This is a genomic window from Stackebrandtia albiflava (genome assembly GCF_007994225.1).
Classification (GTDB): Bacteria; Actinomycetota; Actinomycetes; order Mycobacteriales; family Micromonosporaceae; genus Stackebrandtia; species Stackebrandtia albiflava.
Window position 1 is genome coordinate 105,249 of the sequence record NZ_VLLL01000011.1, and the last position, 17,748, is coordinate 122,996.

At 67.8% G+C, this 17,748-nt stretch carries 15 protein-coding genes; 13 read left to right on the forward strand and 2 right to left on the reverse strand.

Annotation, left to right across the window (positions count from 1 at the left end; translation table 11 throughout):
- Positions 1 to 2: 2 nt before the first annotated feature.
- Positions 3 to 806, reverse strand: coding sequence for a hypothetical protein (locus LX16_RS25075; RefSeq protein WP_147144400.1), 804 nt, complete (start codon positions 804 to 806; stop codon positions 3 to 5).
- A gap of 673 nt (positions 807 to 1,479) precedes the next feature.
- Here LX16_RS25075 and LX16_RS25080 point away from each other — a divergent pair.
- From LX16_RS25080 to LX16_RS25140, 13 genes are all read left to right on the forward strand, one after another.
- Positions 1,480 to 3,117, forward strand: coding sequence for a peptide ABC transporter substrate-binding protein (locus LX16_RS25080; protein WP_158645736.1), 1,638 nt, complete (start codon positions 1,480 to 1,482; stop codon positions 3,115 to 3,117).
- 262 nt (positions 3,118 to 3,379) lie between these two features.
- The gene (locus tag LX16_RS25085) at positions 3,380 to 4,384 is read left to right on the forward strand and encodes an ABC transporter permease (RefSeq protein WP_147144403.1); all 1,005 of its coding nucleotides are present in this window, start codon (positions 3,380 to 3,382) and stop codon (positions 4,382 to 4,384) included.
- Positions 4,377 to 5,318, forward strand: a complete 942-nt coding sequence (locus tag LX16_RS25090) for an ABC transporter permease (protein ID WP_147144405.1) — start codon at positions 4,377 to 4,379, stop codon at positions 5,316 to 5,318. Before LX16_RS25085 ends, LX16_RS25090 begins: the two co-directional genes overlap by 8 nt.
- 14 nt (positions 5,319 to 5,332) lie before the next feature.
- A complete protein-coding gene (locus LX16_RS25095; RefSeq protein WP_147144406.1) occupies positions 5,333 to 6,391 on the forward strand; it encodes an ABC transporter ATP-binding protein in 1,059 nt (352 codons plus the stop codon).
- A complete protein-coding gene (locus LX16_RS25100; RefSeq protein WP_147144408.1) occupies positions 6,378 to 7,457 on the forward strand; it encodes an ABC transporter ATP-binding protein in 1,080 nt (359 codons plus the stop codon). The genes LX16_RS25095 and LX16_RS25100 overlap by 14 nt, the downstream gene beginning before the upstream one ends.
- Before the next feature lie 741 nt (positions 7,458 to 8,198).
- Positions 8,199 to 9,287 (forward strand): ABC transporter permease, encoded by a 1,089-nt coding sequence (locus tag LX16_RS25105; protein ID WP_244615975.1) that lies wholly within the window; start codon positions 8,199 to 8,201, stop codon positions 9,285 to 9,287.
- 48 nt (positions 9,288 to 9,335) lie between these two features.
- Complete coding sequence (locus LX16_RS25110) at positions 9,336 to 11,093, forward strand: ABC transporter substrate-binding protein (RefSeq protein ID WP_158645737.1); 1,758 nt, start codon at positions 9,336 to 9,338, stop codon at positions 11,091 to 11,093.
- A 106-nt stretch (positions 11,094 to 11,199) separates the two neighbouring features.
- On the forward strand, positions 11,200 to 12,180 hold the full coding sequence (locus tag LX16_RS25115) for an ABC transporter permease (protein WP_147144412.1): 981 nt from the start codon (positions 11,200 to 11,202) through the stop codon (positions 12,178 to 12,180).
- 14 nt (positions 12,181 to 12,194) lie between these two features.
- Positions 12,195 to 13,271 (forward strand): ABC transporter ATP-binding protein, encoded by a 1,077-nt coding sequence (locus tag LX16_RS25120; protein ID WP_147144414.1) that lies wholly within the window; start codon positions 12,195 to 12,197, stop codon positions 13,269 to 13,271.
- On the forward strand, positions 13,271 to 14,329 hold the full coding sequence (locus LX16_RS25125) for an ABC transporter ATP-binding protein (RefSeq protein ID WP_147144416.1): 1,059 nt from the start codon (positions 13,271 to 13,273) through the stop codon (positions 14,327 to 14,329). Before LX16_RS25120 ends, LX16_RS25125 begins: the two co-directional genes overlap by 1 nt.
- A gap of 119 nt (positions 14,330 to 14,448) precedes the next feature.
- The gene (gene mshB, locus LX16_RS25130; RefSeq protein ID WP_147144418.1) at positions 14,449 to 15,354 is read left to right on the forward strand and encodes an N-acetyl-1-D-myo-inositol-2-amino-2-deoxy-alpha-D-glucopyranoside deacetylase; all 906 of its coding nucleotides are present in this window, start codon (positions 14,449 to 14,451) and stop codon (positions 15,352 to 15,354) included.
- A gap of 41 nt (positions 15,355 to 15,395) precedes the next feature.
- Positions 15,396 to 15,806, forward strand: a complete 411-nt coding sequence (locus LX16_RS25135; RefSeq protein WP_147144420.1) for a DUF6113 family protein — start codon at positions 15,396 to 15,398, stop codon at positions 15,804 to 15,806.
- A gap of 148 nt (positions 15,807 to 15,954) precedes the next feature.
- A complete protein-coding gene (locus LX16_RS25140; protein WP_147144422.1) occupies positions 15,955 to 16,422 on the forward strand; it encodes a hypothetical protein in 468 nt (155 codons plus the stop codon).
- Positions 16,423 to 16,623: 201 nt separating this feature from the next.
- Here the strand turns inward: LX16_RS25140 and LX16_RS25145 are convergent, their stop codons facing one another.
- Complete coding sequence (locus LX16_RS25145) at positions 16,624 to 17,607, reverse strand: GNAT family N-acetyltransferase (RefSeq protein ID WP_147144424.1); 984 nt, start codon at positions 17,605 to 17,607, stop codon at positions 16,624 to 16,626.
- Positions 17,608 to 17,748 lie beyond the last annotated feature (141 nt).

Genomic DNA, 17,748 nt, shown 5'->3' on the forward strand with positions numbered 1-17,748 from the left:
TCCTAGTTGATGAACCGGATGTCGTGGAACCAGCCTGCGGCCAGCGACATCACGTAGAAGTCGGTCAGGGCGAGCGAGGCCAGCGTCAGCCAGGCGAACAGCATGTGCCGGGTGTTGAGCTTGGAGGAGAACGTCCACAGCCGGTACCGGATCGGGTGCTTGGAGAAGTGCCGCATCCGGCCGCCCATGATGTGACGGCAGGAGTGGCAGCCGAGCGTGTAGCACCACAGCAGCACGACGTTGGCCCACAGGATGACGTTGCCCAGTCCGAGCGCGAACGAGCCCTGGTCGTTCCACATGGCCAGGACGGCGTCCCAGGTGTTGATGGCCGAGATGACGAACGCCAGGTAGAAGGTCCAGCGGTGGGCGTTCTGGAAGATGAGCGGGAAACGGGTCTCGCCGCTGTACTTCCCGTGACCGTCGGGCACCGCGCACGCCGGGGGCGACAGCCAGAACGACCGGTAGTAGGCGCGCCGGTAGTAGTAGCAGGTGAGCCGGAACAGCAGCAGGAACGGCAGGCTGAGGGCGGCGTAGGGGATCAGCGGGTGGTCGGGCAGGAAGCGGCCGAAGTGGGCGGCTTCGGGGACACAGCCCAGGGACACACACGGTGAGTAGAACGGGGTCAGGTAGTTGTAGGCCGGGACCCAGTAGTCGGTCTGCATGAAGACCCGGACCGTGGCGTACACGACCCAGGCGGAGAGGCCCGCGAAGGTGAGCAGCGGCGCGAGCCACCATCTGTCGGTCCGCAGGGTGCGTTCCGCGATCGCGGCCCGCGGGCGCCCCGGTGGCGCCGAAGTGGAAGTCATCCTGTTGCGCTCCCTTGCGCGATATCGGTGAGCACCAAGTACAACGCTGGCGATCGATTCGACTCGCTTGACAAGTCCGGCATATCGGCGTGCGCGTCACAGTGGGCTCGCTGGATTACTGCGGCCCGCAGGATACCGCGCGCCACAGTGAGCGGAATCATGCCCCGCCGGGGGGCCGGGGGCGGCGCTTGGGACTCCGGTCACACGCGGGCCGGTCATCCACCGTGACGACGGTTCTCCGGCGGTTACCGCCCTTCGCACATTAAGGCCCCATATCACACGGCTCTTGACAATTAGTAGGACTAAGTAGTGGGCCGATTTGACAATTCGGAATGGTGCTACCGGAGTCGCCGTCTCCAATCCCGGGCCGTTATGCACGCCTTGTCCGGATATGCGCGTGACGACATCCACTTTCAGTGGTGGGTCGGTTCCCCAAAGTCGTGATGCGAGACACAGTGAGGCGGCTCACCTGTCCATCTTGTCAAGTCAGGACGGCTGTTAATTGGCTGAATCGTTATCGTTCGGTGCATTTTTCGCGGCTTCAATCGCCGAATCGTGGGCTAGCTTTTCCGGCACGTGGCCCGAGACGGTGTCCTCACCCTTGGCCGACGGGGCGATTTCGCCTGGCGGGCTCGGTTCAGCCATGGGAACTACAACCGATGGAGACATGACGGTGCGCAACAACAGACGCGTCATCACCGCCATCTCCGCCTTGGCCCTGACCGGTGTCGGTCTGGCAGCCTGTGGCGGCGGCGACGGTGGAAGCGGCAGCGGCAGCGGCAGCGACGGCACGCTGCGGCTCGGCCTGGGGGAGCCGCAGAACCTGATCCCGGCCAACATCCAGGAGACCGAGGGCGGCGAGATCGCCGACCGCCTCTACGCCGGCCTGTACACCTACGACATGGAGGGCAACCTCGCCCCGGTCCTCGCCGACGGCGTGCCCACCACCGAGGACAACAAGGTCTGGACGATCAAGCTCCAGGAGGGCTTCACCTTCCAGAACGGTGAGGAGATCACCGCCGAGACCTTCGTGAAGTCGTGGAACTACACCGTCTACGGCGAGAACGCCAACTACGGTGCCGGTTTCTTCAAGCAGATCGACGGCTGGGCCGAGATGCAGTTGGGTGAAGACCCCGACGGCGACGGCCCCGAAGAGGCCGCCAAGCCCGAGGCCACCGAGCTGTCCGGTGTCAAGGCCGTGGACCCGTTGACCCTCGAGGTCACCCTCGCGGAACCGTGGGTCGGCTTCCCCGTCACCCTGGGATACACCGCGTTCATGCCGATGGCGGACGAGTGCCTGGCCGACATCGACGCCTGCAACGAGACCCCGATCGGCAACGGCCCCTACAAGATCGACGGCAAGTGGAACCACAACTCCTCCATCCACATGGAGAAGTGGGCCGACTACAAGGGCACCCAGCCGTCCATCGAGCGGATCGAGTACAAGATCTACACCGGTGACGCCACCGCGTGGCCGGACTTCGAGGCCGGCAAGATCGACATCGCCGCACCGGGCGCCGAGGAGTACGAGGTCGCCAAGGCCGAGTACGGCGACGCGATGCGCGAAGAGGAGACCGGCCAGACCTGGGGCCTGGGCTTCCCCGTCTACGACGAGAAGTTCAGCGACCCGAACGTGCGCAAGGCGTTCTCGATGGCGATCGACCGTCAGGGCTACATCGACGGCCTCTTCCAGGGCCGTTACACCGTGGCGAACTCCTACACCCCGGCCGTGATCCCGGGTTACCTGGAGGGCACCTGCGGCGAGGCGTGCACCTTCGACCCGGAGGCCGCCAAGCAGCTGCTGGCCGACACCGACTTCCCGATGGACCAGCCGGTCGAGCTGTGGGTCAACTCCGGCCCCGGTGAGGACTACCTGAAGGTGCTGGGCGACCAGCTCGCCGCCAACCTGGGCATCACCTACGAGCTGAAGACCCTGGAGTGGCCGGACTTCCTCGGCAAGAAGGACGGCCACGAGCTGACCGGCCCCTTCCTGACCGGTTGGTCGCCCGACTACCCGCTGAACCAGAACTACCTGGAGCCGCTGTACGGCAACGGCCCCGACGGCAACGACTTCGGCTTCCACGGTGAGGAGTTCGAGCAGCTGCTGGCCGAGGGCAACCGCGCCGAGACGCTGTCCGACGCGATGACCAAGTACCAGGAGGCCGAGAAGGTGCTGGCGGCCGATCTGCCGGTCGCGCCGATCTGGGTCACCCGGACCGCCACGGTCATCGGCGAGAACGTCGACCCGGACTCGTTCCAGCGCAACCCGATCCTGGGCACGATCGACATCAACTCGCTGAAGTTGCTGTAGTGCTCAGGTCCGTGCGGCCGGCACACGCCGGCCGCACGGACCACACGTCGTCCACTACTCGACGGCGTCCGTCGGGGGGCGGTCGCGGCATCGGCCGCCCCCACCAAACACACCACCCCGATCCGGTGTCGTCCACACCGGACCGGACGCGGCGACTCCGCCGCACCGGCGCCGCGGACGCGCGGCACGAGCCGACAACCGATGACCGAGACGTACCTAAGAGGGGATCCGGTGTCCGACAACGACCGGGAGGAGGGCGACCGTGGGGCGTTATGTGATCCGGCGCCTGCTGCAAGCGGTGCTCACGCTGTTCTTCGTGCTCTTCCTGCTCCACTACCTGCTGTCGCTGGCCATCCAGGTCAACGGGAACCCCGCCCGCACCTTCTTCGGCGACAAGCCCGCCACCCCGGAGCAGATCGCCGCCGTCGAGGCCAAGTTCGGCACCGACGACCCCTGCCTCGACCGGCTCGGCGACCCGTGCCTGGGGATGTTCCAGCAGCGGATGGCCGACTGGATGACCCTCGACTTCGGCACCAACTTCGACGGTTACGCGGTGACCGACGAGATCGTCCGCGCCGTGCCGCCCACCCTGATCCTGTTCGCGATCAGCACCAGCGTGTGGGTGCTGTTCGGCGTGACGACCGGCGTGCTCGCCGCGATGAAACGCGGCAGGTTCTTCGACTACCTGGTGCGCGCCGGCACCACGTTCACCGTCGCGGTCCCGACGTTCCTGCTGCTGGTCATCACACAGCAACTCGTCGGCGTCTCCCTCGGCAACTGGGCACGCGACACCTTCGGGCGCGAGAGTGTGCTGGGGATCGTCTTCCAGCCCTCCTACGACGACCGATATCCCTTCCTCTCACTCCTGGTACCGGGCATCCTGTTGGGCGCCTTCGGCATCGCCGGGATCACCCGGCTGTCCCGCACCAGCATGCTGGAGAACCTGCGCGCCGACTTCGTCCGCACCGCCAAGGCGAAGGGCCTGACCTCTCGGCGGGTGACCATCGTGCACACCCTGCGGAACTCGCTCATCCCGGTGATCACACTGGTCGGCTTCACGCTGGCCGACGCCCTGGGCGGCACCGTCATCACCGAGGGCATCTACAGCATCCCGGGCATGGGCGGCCTGGCGTACAACGCCACCCGGGAGAACGACCTGCCCGTGGTGATCGCGATCGTGGCGATCCTGTCGGTCTGCTTCATGGTCGTCACCCTGCTCATCGACCTGCTGTACGCCGTGCTCGACCCGAGGATCCGCTATGAGTAGTGACATCAACGAACGCGTCGTCGAGGGCATCGACGAGGAACGGGAACGCCCGCAACGCGCCGCCGGGCTGTGGCGTGACGCGATCCGCGACCTGCGGAAGCGGCCCACGGTCATCATCTCGCTGTTGATCATCCTCGTGGTGCTGGCCATCGGCTTCTTCCCGTCGCTGTTCACCGACGTCGATCCGAAGGCGTGCGACATCTCCCGGAACAAGGCGCCCGCCGAACCGGGCCACCCCTTCGGGTTCAGCCACGAGGGTTGCGACTACTTCGCGCAGACCGTCTACGGTGCGGGGCCGTCGGTCCAGCTCTCGCTCATGGTGGTCACCGGGACCCTCATCGTGGGCGGCCTGTTCGGCATCCTCGCCGGTTTCTACGGCGGATGGGTGGACGTGCTGTTCTCCCGCGCGGTCGACGTGTTCAACTCCATCCCGTTCCTGCTGGGCGCGATCCTGCTGCTGACGATGTTCCGCGACATCCAGATGCCGTTCGTCGGCGCCAGACTGCAGGCGATCATCCCGGCGGTGATCACACTGATCATCTTCGGTTGGACGAGCACCATGCGGCTGGTCAGAGCCAGCGTCATCGAGGCCCGCAACCTGGACTACGTCCACGCGGCCCGGTCGTTGGGCGCGTCCAACGCGCGGCTGATGTTCCGGCACATCCTGCCCAACGCGGTCGCCCCGGTGGTGTCGCTGATCCCGCTGTCGATCGCGGGCATGATCTCGGTCGAGGCGACGCTGTCGTTCCTGGGTCTGGGCGTGCGGAAACCCGAGATCACGTGGGGCCTGATGATCGACGACGCCACCAAGTGGTTCGTCAACGGGTACCCGATGCTGCTGATCATCCCCAGCGCGTTCCTCATCGCGACCGTGCTGGCCTTCGTACTGCTGGGTGACGCCATCCGCGACGCCCTGGACCCGAAACTTCGCTAGACGGGATATGAGGCATGACCGTCGAACTGGACCGGCAAGGTTCGCACAACGGCTACGTGGAGGGGCTGCCCGGCTACCGGGACGACGCCCCGCTGCTGGAGGTCGAAGACCTCCAGGTGGAGTTCCACACCCGTGACGGCGTCGCCCGCGCCGTCAACGGTGTCGACTTCTCGCTGCGGGCGGGGGAGACCCTCGCGGTGGTGGGGGAGTCCGGCTCCGGCAAGAGCGTCACCGCCCAGGCGATCATGGGGATCCTGGAGGAGCCCCCCGCCCGGGTCGCCGGCGGTGAGATCCGCTTCCGGGGCGTGGACCTGCTGAAGCTGAGCGCCGAGCGCCGCCGCCGCATCCGCGCCAACCACGTCGCGATGGTGTTCCAGGACGCCCTGTCGGCGTTGAATCCGGTGTGGACGGTGGGGTTCCAGCTCGGTGAGCTGTTCCGCAAGCACCGCGGCATGTCCCGCAAGGACGCCCGCAGGCGCGCGGTCGAACTGCTCGACATGGTGCGCATCCCGGCCGCCGCGCAGCGCGTCGACGAGTACCCGCACCAGTTCTCCGGCGGAATGCGGCAGCGCGTCATGATCGCCATGGCGCTCGCCCTGGACCCGGAGGTGCTGATCGCCGACGAGCCGACCACCGCGCTCGACGTGACCGTCCAGGCCCAGATCATGCGCCTGCTGTCGGACATCCAGGCCGAACGGCACATGGGGCTCATCCTCATCACCCACGACCTGGGCGTGGTCGCCGACGTCGCCGACGACATCACCGTCATGTACGCGGGACGCGCGGTCGAACAGGCGAACGTGCGCGACACCTTCGCCAGCCCCGCCCACCCGTACACGAAGGCGCTGCTCAGGTCGATCCCGCGGCTCGACGTGAAGGGACAACGGCTGGAGGTCATCGCCGGCCTGCCGCCGGTGCTGACCGACATCCCGCCGGGCTGCGCCTTCGCGCCGCGATGCGGGTACGCCCAGGACGTCTGCCGCACCGAACGGCCGCCGTTGTCCACTGTCACGGCGGGCCGGTCCGCGGCGTGCCACTTCGCTTCGGAGGTCATGACCGATGACGTCAACTGAACCGGTGCTCCAGGTCGAAGGACTCGTCAAGCACTTCCCGATCCGCTCCGGGATCGTCTTCAAGCGGACGGTCGGGCAGGTCAAGGCCGTGGACGGCGTCGACATCACCCTCAACCGCGGTGAGACGCTCGGCGTCGTCGGCGAGTCCGGATGCGGGAAGTCGACGCTGGCCAAACTGCTCGTCGGCCTGGAGAAGCCCACCTCGGGCGCCATCCGGGTGCGCGGCGAGGACGTCACGAGGCTTGGCCGGTCGGGGATGCGGCGGCTGCGGCGCAACGTGCAGATGGTGTTCCAGGACCCGTACACCTCCCTGAACCCGCGGATGACGGTCGGCGACATCATCGGTGAGCCGTACCGGATCCACCCGGACGCGGTCCCCAAGTCGGGCCGTCGCGCCGCGGTGCGGGAACTGATCGACATGGTCGGCCTCAACCCGGATCACATCAGCCGTTATCCGCACCAGTTCTCCGGTGGGCAACGGCAACGCATCGGCATCGCCAGGGCGTTGGCCCTCAAGCCGGAGATCCTGATCTGTGACGAGCCGGTGTCTGCGCTGGACGTGTCGATCCAGGGACAGGTCATCAACCTGCTGGAGGAACTCCAGGACGAACTCGGACTGTCCTACCTCTTCATCGCCCACGACCTGTCGGTGGTGCGCCACATCGCCGACCGGGTCGCCGTGATGTACCTGGGCAAGGTCGCCGAGTCCGGCGAGGAGAACCAGATCTACGAACACCCGATGCACCCGTACACGCAGGCCCTGTTGTCGGCGGTCCCGGTGCCCGACCCGACACTGCGCGGGCAGCGGGACGAGATCGTCCTGGAGGGCGACGTGCCCTCGCCCGCCAACCCGCCGTCGGGATGCCGGTTCCGGACCCGCTGCTTCAAGGCGCGCGCCGAGTGGGCGAAGACCGCCACCGACGAACAGCGGAAGAACACGCCGCTGGCCGAGCAGGCACCGGACGTGTGCAAGCAGCAGATACCGGTGCTGGAGATCCGCGAGGGCGGCGCGCACCCCAGCGCGTGTCACTACGCGCAGGAACGGGACGTCGTCCACGCGCACTGACGGTGTGGTGTTCCTGCGCGGAGCGGTGGTGTGGTGCGCGGGAACGGGATGTCGTCCACGCGCACTGATGGTGTGGTGTTCCTGCGCGGGGAAGACGTCGTCCACGCGCACCGGGTGGCGGTCCTGCATCGCGCCGGGAGCCGGACCGCCTGACACGTCGATGTCTTCCGGCCGGTCGCACCGCGGTCGCCGCGTGGCCGCTTCTGACGCTTTTGTCAAGTCCGCCGACCCGCGTCACGGCGTCGTACGGTCGGCTCCGCACCGCCTCCGGCCCTCCGGGCGGTGGCGTGACCGGACGGTGTCGTCGCCGCCCGTCCACAATCCGAGCGGCCGGTGACGAGTCGGCGTCCGCGCCCGTGCCGATGTCGGGGTGCCGGATCGGTCACGTCCGGTAATTGCGCCTCCATAATCGAACCCATAATCGTCCCCTTTTCGGTTCGGGAATCGACACCGGCGGATGTTGTCGTCGGCGCAACCGCTATCTACTTGACAAGATGTGACGGCGGTTCGTCGGCAAAGCGATGATATGCCCGTTTCAGGTTGTCCGGAACTCCCGGTTTGACCGATCCTGTGGCCAGAACTTGACCACCGTGGCCGACTTGTTATCCGACCGTTGGTTTTTCGGTGCTCTCCAGCCATGTGACGGCGAGTACGGTGTGCGACAGCAAGGTGTCGCGTGGGTCACTCATGCGACCGCGCTCGTAACCGAATCTCCGCCCCAGTGGAAAGGCCGGTGGTCCGATGAGCGATGTCGACAAGAGCTCGGCAACGCCGCACACCGAGGACACTTCTGGTCCGCAGACCAGCGACATGCCGGGTGTCGAGCCTGTCTTGGTCGCCGACATGGACGAGGAGCCCACCACCGCGGGGGTGGGAAAGCCCGCCAGTGAGATCGTCGGCCGTTCTCCGATGCAGCTGGCCTGGCTCCGGCTCAAGCGCGACCGCACCGCCAAGGTCACCGGCGCGCTCATCGTCCTCATGCTGGTGGCCGCGTACGGGGCGCCGCTGTGGGCGCTCGTCTACGGCTACGACGCCTACGACCAGAACCCCGACAAGCTGGACGGCAGCGCCATCCCGCTGGGCGTGCTGGGCGGCGTCAGTTCCGAACACTGGCTCGGCGTCGTCCCCGGCAACGGCCAGGACGTGTTGATGACGCTGCTCTACGGCATCCGTACCTCGGTGTCGATCGCCATCGTCTCCGCGATCGTGGTGGTGGCGATCGGCGCGGTGATCGGTGCGGTCTCCGGCTACGTCGGCGGTTGGGTCGACGCGGTCATCTCCTGGTTCATCGACGTGATGCTTAGCTTCCCGTTCCTGATCTTCGCGTTGGCGATCGTCCCGATCGTCACCAACCTGATCCTGGGCGGCCCCGGCGCCAGGCCGTTGTGGTTGTCGTCGACGATGCTGATCGTCACCTTCATGGTGTTCTTCTGGATGAACACCGCCCGTCTGGTGCGAGGCCAGGTGCTCTCACTGCGGGAACGCGAGTTCGTCGAGGCGGCCCGCGCCTCCGGCGCCGGACTGGGCCACATCGTCTTCAAGCAGCTGCTGCCCAACGTGTGGGCTCCCATCCTGGTGTCGTTCTCGCTCATGGTGCCCGCCCTGGTCGCCTCCGAGGCGTACCTGGCCTTCCTCGGCATCGGCGTGGGCGAGCCGCACCCCGACCTCGGTCGGCTGGTGTCGCTGGCCGTGGGCGGTGTGAAGGCGCAGCAGGTCGGTGCCTGGTTCCTGATGATGCTCAGCGGCGGCACCATCCTGTTGCTCGTGCTGACCTTCAACATGTTCGGTGACGCGGTTCGCGACGCACTGAACCCGAAGTCTCACAAGTAGTGCCCGCACCCCTCGGGTCGCCGGGACGAATGAATGAGGAGTAAGGAATTGAAACGACAGGCAAGATTCATTGCCGTCGGCGGCGTCGCGATGGCGCTGCTGGTCACCGGGTGTGCAGAGAACACCGGTGACAACGGTGAAGGTGCCCAGGAACACGAGCAGAACACCCTGGACATCATCGGCACCGCCGAGGACTCGGTCGGTCCGGCCACCCCGGTGGAGGGCGCGGTGGAGGGTGGCGAGATCACCTTCATCCAGAACTCCGACATGGCGCACCTGGACCCGGCCCGTAACTACGTGTCGACGTCCATGATGGTCGGTCAGGGTCTGCTGTACCGTACGCTCACCGGATACCGCGAGGACGGCGACGGAAGCCGCAAGGTCGTCGGCGACCTGGCGACCGACCCGGGCACCGACGTCAACGGTGACTGCACCGTCTGGGAGTACACCCTCAAGGACGGCCTGAAGTACGAGGACGGCACCGACATCACCGCCGACCACGTCGCCTACGGCATCTCCCGGGCCATGGCCACCGAGGAGAACGACGAGGGCGAGCGGGTTCCGATGTACCCGGAGGGCGCGCAGTTCCTGCTGGACTGGCTCGACCCGGCCAACGAGTACGTCGGCCCCTACGAGGGTGAGGAGACCGCCCCCGGCATCGCCGTGGACGGCAACAAGATCACCTTCACCTTCGACAGCCCGCGTTGTGAGACCCCGTTCGCGGTGGCCATGCCCACCACGGCACCGATCCCGCCGGACAAGGACACCAAGGGCGAGTTCGACCAGATGCCGTTCTCCTCGGGTCCGTACAAGATCGAGGAGCGGGTCTTCGAGGAGCGGACCGTGCTGGTCCGCAACGAGCACTGGGACGCCAACACCGACCCGATCCGCCACGCCTACGTGGACAGCTTCGTGTTCGAGTACGGCACGCAGCCCGAGGACATCACGACCCGGTTGGCCGCCAACGCCTCCGGTGACGAGAACCTCGCCACCTTCACCCCGGTCGACTCCAGCCAGCTGAGCAACATCGTCGGCAACAAGGCGGAGTACGAAGGCCGGTACCTGGAGGGGCCGCGGAAGTACACCTCGTACCTGAACATCAACATGAACCGGGTCACCGACCTGGCGGTCCGTCAGGCCATCAACCACGCGTTCAACCGTGACCGCTGGGTGCAGGTCAACGGTGGTGAGTACTCGGTGCTGCCGAACACCACCCTGATGGGTCCGACGGTCCCGGGTTACGTGGACTACGACGTCTACCCGTACGACGTGGAGAAGGCGAAGGAACTGCTGGGCGGCGAGACCATCCAGCTGCGTTACGCCCACGCCGACACCGCGACCGAGGGCCGGATCGCCGCCGCCATGGTGGACGAGTTCGCCAAGGCCGGCATCGAGATCGAAGCCGTCCCGATCGACCCGCTGGACTGGTACGGCCAGATCGCCGACCCGGACAACTCGTTCGACCTGTACTGGAGCAGCTGGGGCGAGGACTGGCCGTCCGGTTCGACGGTCTTCCCGCCGCTGTACCACTCCCGGTCCATCCCGGTGGAGAACAACTACCCGTTCATCAACGTCCCCGAGCTGGACCAGAAGATCGAGGACCTGGAGTCGAGCAGTGCCGGCTTCGAGGAGACCGCCGCCCAGTGGGGTGAGCTCGGCAAGGAGATCATGGAGAAGTACGCCCCCGTGATCCCGACCGACATCGCCTACGGCGTGTGGATCTCCGGTTCCAACGTCGGTGGTCACTACCTCTCGGAGAACATCTCCACGCTCGACGTCACCAAGCTGTTCGTGCGCGAGCCGTAACAGGTACCGCGTCCGACAGTGAGACAACCGGTGTGGCCGCCGGGCGACCGGCGGCCACACCCTCACCTCCAGTAATCCCACGACCTTTCCAGATGGGTATCCACCGATGTTGCGGTTCATCATCCGCCGCCTGCTACTGGCGGTCTTGACGCTGACGATGGTCAGCATCATCACCTTCGGGCTGTTCTTCGCGGTGCCGGCCGACCCGGCGCGGCTGCAGTGCGGTCAGCGGTGCACCGCCGAACAGGTGGACGCCGTGCGCGCCAACCTGGGGCTCGACGAGCCGGTTCACGAGCAGTACGTCGACTTCGTGAAGGGCATCTTCGTCGGGCGTTCCTACGACAACGGCACCGAGTGCGGCGCCCCGTGTCTGGGTCTGCTCAACGTCGGTGGACGCGAGGTCACCGAGGTGGTGGCCGACGCGCTACCCATCACCGCCTCCATCGCGGTGGGGGCGTGGCTGATCCAGATGACCCTGGGCATCGGCCTGGGCGCGATCGCGGCCATCAAACGGGGCAGGTTCATCGACAAGTTCGCCGTCGGGGCGTCACTCGTCGGTGCGGCGACCCCGTTGTTCTTCTTCGGCCCCATGCTGTTGTTGATCTTCCGGTACGAGTTGGAGTGGCTGCCGCAACCGGCTTACGTGTCCCCGTTGCAGAGCATCGGGGACTGGATGGTGGGGATGATCCTGCCGTGGTTGGCGGTGTCGCTCATCGGGTTCGCGTTCGAGACCCGGATGACCCGTTCGCAGATGCTGGAGACCCTCGACGAGGACTTCATCCGCACGTCCTGGGCGAAGGGCCTGCGCGGCAGAACGGTGTTCGGCAGGCACGCACTGCGCGCCTCCATCACACCGATCGCCACCTCGGCGGGCCTGAGTCTCGCCGGGCTGTTGGGCGGTGCGGTCGTCACCGAGACGATCTTCGGCCTCAACGGGCTCGGAAAACGCGCGGTGGACGCGGTCCGCGCGCTGGAACTGTCGATGGTGATGGCGACCGTGCTCATCGCGGCACTGTTCATCGTCGTCTCCACCCTGTTGGTCGACCTGCTGTACGCGGTGATCGACCCACGGGTACGGCTGAGTTAAGAGAGGACGAGCCAGTGACCACCGTGACAGCTCCGGACCCGGCCGTCGGTACGGCCGTCGGCGGCGAGGACCCCTACCTCGAAGTCGAGGACCTGAAGGTCCACTTCTCCACCGAGGACGGCCTCGTGAAGGCCGTCGACGGACTCAGCTTCTCACTGCGCCGGGGGGTGACCCTCGGGATCGTGGGCGAGTCCGGTTCCGGCAAGAGCGTCACCAGCCTGACGGTGCTGGGCCTGCACAACCCCGGCAAGACGCGACTGTCCGGTTCGGTGAAGGTCGGCGGGGTGGACATCGTCACCGCCGACGCCGAGAAGATCCGCCGCATGCGCGGCAAGGACATGTCGATGATCTTCCAGGACCCGCTGACCGCGCTGCACCCGTACTACACGATCGGCCGTCAGATCGTCGAGTCGTACCGGGTGCACCACGACGTGCCGAAGAAGCAGGCGTGGACGCGGGCCGTCGAGATGCTCGACCGGGTCGGCATCCCGCAGCCCGACAAGCGCGCCAAGCAGTACCCGCACGAGTTCTCCGGCGGTATGCGGCAGCGCGCCATGATCGCCATGTCGCTGGTGAACAACCCCAGCCTCATCATCGCCGACGAGCCGACCACCGCGCTCGACGTCACCGTGCAGGCGCAGATCCTCGACCTGCTGGAAGACCTGCAGCGGGAGTTCAACTCCGCGATCATCCTCATCACCCACGACCTCGGTGTGGTGAGCGAGGTCGCCGACGAGGTCCTGGTGATGTACGGCGGACGCTGCGCCGAGTACGGGACCGCCCAGCAGGTGCTGCGTGAGAGTGAGCACCCGTACACGTGGGGGCTGCTGCGTTCGGTGCCGACACTGTCGGGCGACGCCGACCACGACCTGCACCCGATCCCCGGCAACCCGCCGAGTCTCCTGAACGTGCCGAACGGCTGCGCGTTCCACCCCCGTTGCGAGTACGCCATGAACGCCGGCGGCCCGTGCGACACCCAGCGGCCCGAGCTGCTGCCGGTCGTGGGCGGGACCGCGCACCTGGCGGCGTGCCACCTGCCGCACGACAAGCGGCGGACCATCCGCGAGACCGAAGTGAAGGACGGTTCCTGATGGCGCAAGCGCAAGCGACCACCGTGGAGGCCGAGCCGGCGTCGCCCGGCCCGATCCTGGAGGTCTCCGGACTCACCAAGCACTTCCCGGTCCGGTCCGGCCTCCTCGGCAACAAGCAGTGGGTCAAGGCCGTCGACGGCATCGACTTCGAGGTGGCTCCCGGGGAGGCACTCGGACTGGTGGGTGAGTCCGGGTGCGGCAAGACCACCACCGGGCGCATGCTGGTCCGGCTGCTGGAGGCCACCGCGGGCACGATCAAGTTCGAGGGCCGCGACATCACCCGGCTGGACGGCGCGAAACTGCGCAAGCTCCGCCAGGACATCCAGATCATCTTCCAGGACCCGTACTCGTCGCTGAACCCGCGTCACACCGTGGGGAAGATCATCGCGACGCCCTTCACCGTCAACGGCATCGACCCGCCCGGCGGCGTGAAGAAGCGGGTGCAGGAACTGCTGGAGACCGTCGGCCTCAACCCCGAGCACTACAACCGCTTCCCGCACGAGTTCTCCGGCGGGCAGCGGCAACGCATCGGCATCGCCCGCTCGCTCGCGTTGCGCCCCAAGCTGATCATCGCCGACGAGCCGGTGTCCGCGCTCGACGTGTCGATCCAGGCGCAGGTGATCAACCTGCTGCGCAGGTTGCAGCGGGAGTTCAACCTGTCGTTCGTGTTCATCGCGCACGACCTGTCGGTGGTCCGGCACTTCTGTGACCGGATCGCGGTGATGTACCTGGGCAAGGTCGTCGAGATCGGCGACCGCACCCAGATCTACGAGCGGCCCTCGCACCCCTACACCAAGGCGCTGCTGTCGGCGGTGCCCGACGTGAGCCGGCTCGGCCGGGAGCACGCCGGACGGATCAAGCTGGAGGGCGACGTCCCGACCCCGCTCAACCCGCCCTCGGGTTGCCGGTTCCGTACCCGGTGCTGGAAGGCGCAGGACGTGTGCGCCACCACGGAACCGCCGTTGGCTCCCACTCCGACCGGTGGTGTCGCCGCCTGCCACTTCCCGGAGAACGGTGACGCGCAGACCACCACCGAGGAGACGGCCGCCACGGCCTGACGGACCTTCACCGAATACAGGGGACACCGGCCTCACATCGCCCCCCGAACGAGGCCGGTGTCCCCGCTCGGTGTCCCGGGCGGGACGCCACCCGTGGTCACGGGGGCTACCGTTGTCCGGTGACCGAGATTTCCGCTCCCCTCCGGGCCGTGTTCGTGCACGCCCACCCCGACGACGAGACCGTCGGCACCGGCGCCACCCTCGCCCACTACGCCGCCCGCCCCGACTGTCACGTGACGCTCGTCACCTGCACGCTCGGCGAGGAGGGCGAGATCCACGTACCCGAACTCGCCGGTCTCGCCGTGGACGGCGCCGACCAGCTCGGCGGATACCGGCTGGTGGAGTGGCAGCGCGCGTGCGACGCCCTCGGCGTCACGGACCGGCGGATGCTCGGCGGCGTCGGCACCCATCGTGACAGCGGGATGATGGGGTTGCCCGCCAATTCGCACCCCCGGGCGTTCTGGGGCGCCGACGTCACCGAGGCCGCCACCCCGCTGGTCGCGGTGCTGCGCGAGGTCCGGCCGCAGGTCCTCGTGACGTACGACCCGAACGGCTTCTACGGCCACCCCGACCACATCCAGGCGCACCGGGTCTCCGTCGAGGCGGCACGGCTGGCCGGCGACGCCGCCTTCCGGCCTGACCTGGGCGAACCGCACCGCATCGCGAAGTTCTACTGGACGACCGTTCCCAAGAGCTCGCTGGCGGCCGGCTTCGAGGCGTTCAAGGAGTCCTCGGACAATCCGTTCGGCGACGCCGCCTCGGTGGCGGACCTGCCGTTCGGCGTCGACGACTCCGAGGTGGACTGCCTGATCACCGCACCGGAGTCGGCCGACCGGAAGCTCGCCGCGCTGCGCGCCCACGCCACCCAGGTGCCGCCGGAGAACTGGGTGTACGTGCTGGCCGCCCGGCTGGGCGCGGACGCCGTCGCCACCGAGCACTACATCCTCGCCGAGGGCGTCCGCGGCGACGGCGCCGGCCCGCACGGCTGGGAGACGGACCTGTTCGCGGGAGTCACCCCGCACTGACGGGGGCGAGGCATCGACGGACGTGGCTCTAGAATCGCCCGATGGCCGATGAAACCCCATCCCGTGTTCCGGAGCTGTTGATCCGGTGGGGCGGCGCCGTCGTCGTGATCGCGGCGGCCGTCCTCTCGACGGTCGTCGGGCTGTTCCTGGTGCCGTTGAAGGTGTCCGGCGGATACCTGCCGGTGTCGGCGGTGATCGCCGTGGCGGCCAACGCCGGACTGCCGCTGCTCGCGTTGTGGTGGACGCGGCTGCGTTCGGTCGCGTTGGTGCCCGGCGCGGTGTGGTTCGTCCTGGTGTTGCTGGCGGCGCAGCCCAACGCCTCCGGGGACGCGGTGCTGGCCAACATCTGGCCGTCTACGGTGTACATGCTGTGCGGGGCGGCGACGATCGCGTTGACCGCATACCTGGTGGTGTCGGGTTCACTGCGGCGAACGGGTTCCGCCAAATCGTGACCTGGAATGTATTGCGATGTGCGCGCCGTGTCTTGTATCCAAGGGGTTCGGCGGCGTACACCGGGTGGCGCGGCGGCATCGGGGAGTCGCACGCGCCCGACGGTCCCACCGCCGTGCTCAGCGTATCGACGAATCAATGGAGAACTCAATGAAGCGGATCGTCCCGGCCGCACTGATCGCGCTAGGTCTGTTCCTGTTCAACCTGGGCGCACGGATCATCGTCGAGGTCAGTGGTCAAGCCGACGACCCCGACGCCCAGTTCACGATCGGTCTGTACGCGACGATCGGGATGGGTCTGGTCGCACTCGCGGCGACCGCGTGGTGGGGGACCCGTAAGGCGGTCGACCGGTTGATCGCCGAGCTCGGACCGGCGCTGGTGGCGGCGGTCGTGTTGTCGGTGTTCGTGGCGCCGCTCCTGGTCGGCGGGAACCCGTTCGAGGGCGGGGCGGGCTGGATCATCATCCAGTTGCTGTTCTTCACGGGGGTCTGCGCGGTCGGTGGCCTGCTGGGCTACCTGGTGATCACCATCGTCGGGCTCGACCACCGCAGCCAGCGGCTGCGGCGGGTGGAGACCTACTACGGCGGCCGGAACCGCAGCCGGACCGCGAAGCGCTGACCCGGCCCTGCCCCTGATTTCCCGACCCACCCCTCACTGTTCCGCTTGGTCCCCGCCGTCGGTATGTCTCGTGCCCGTAATGTACCGGTTCGTCCGTATTTCACCGGCAACGGCGGGGACCAAGTGCCACGGGGCGGGGACCAAGCGGGGGGAGGTGCCACGGGGCGGGGACCGAGCGCGGTGAGGGGCGGGCCGGGTGGCCTACTCGGGGCGGTGGCCGGCCGACAGGGCCGCCACGTGCCGGGGCTCCGTGGACCAGCGGTAGTGGTACTCGTGATGCCGGACGAAGCCCAGGCGCGCGTACATCGCCAGTGCCGCGTCGTTGTCCCGTTCCACCTGTACGCAGGCGGTCGTCGCGCCGTGCGCGGCCGCCCACTCCGCCAGCGCGATCATCACGGCGCGGCCCAGCCCTCGGCGGCGGTGGGCCGGTGTCACCTTGATCGAGGAGAACAGGGCGACGCCGTCCTCGACCGCGACCCGGCCGACCGCCGCGACGTCGCTGTCGGCTCCCCGGACGGTCGCGAATCCCCGGTGCCCGCCGTCGGTCAGTACCCGGACCGCCGCCTCCGGCAGGTCTTCCGGTGAGCCGTACGCGATGGTCAGCCACTCGGCGGCGGGAGTGGCCGCGATCTCGACCGCGGGGTTGTCCGGGGCGGTCAGTTCCGCCACCGGACAGGTCATGGCGACGACCGGGGCCTCCCATTCCCAGCCGAGCCGGTCGAGTTCCCGGTCGAACCGGCGGCTGAGCGGCATGGGGACGCAGAACCCGGCGCGGAGGCCGCGCGCGGCGTACCAGTCACCCACCTCGCGGACGGCGGTGGCCGGATCGGACTCGGGCTCGCCGAGCACCAGCACGCTGTTGCCGCGGCGGGTCCAGCCCTGCGACGCGCGCAGCAGCCAGCCGCCGTCCCGGTGGCGCTCGACGGCGGGCCACGCCGCCGCGCACGCCGTCTCGATCCGGACTATGTCACTGAATGCCACCGGTTTGGCCGGTATCGGTTTCCCCGCCACGACCGATCGGAGGGCGATCCGGGTGACGTCTCCAGAGTCACGCCGCACGACCAGTTCCTCCTCGTTCAGGTGGTCGAGGCTGCCGGTGACGTCGGTGAACCGTGCCCCGGTGCCGGTCACGGGTATGCGGTGCCGCACGACGACGCGGCTTCCGACGTGGGAATCATCCAGCACGAGTGCACCTCCCGGACGCGAGTGGGACTGGGTACAGATTAGGCTGGGCGCGACGAACCGGATTCCGGTGGTCGGCACCGTGGGCCGCGCGACGAGGCACGGCCCACCTGACACCGTGGTTCCGGCAACGGTTCCGCCCGC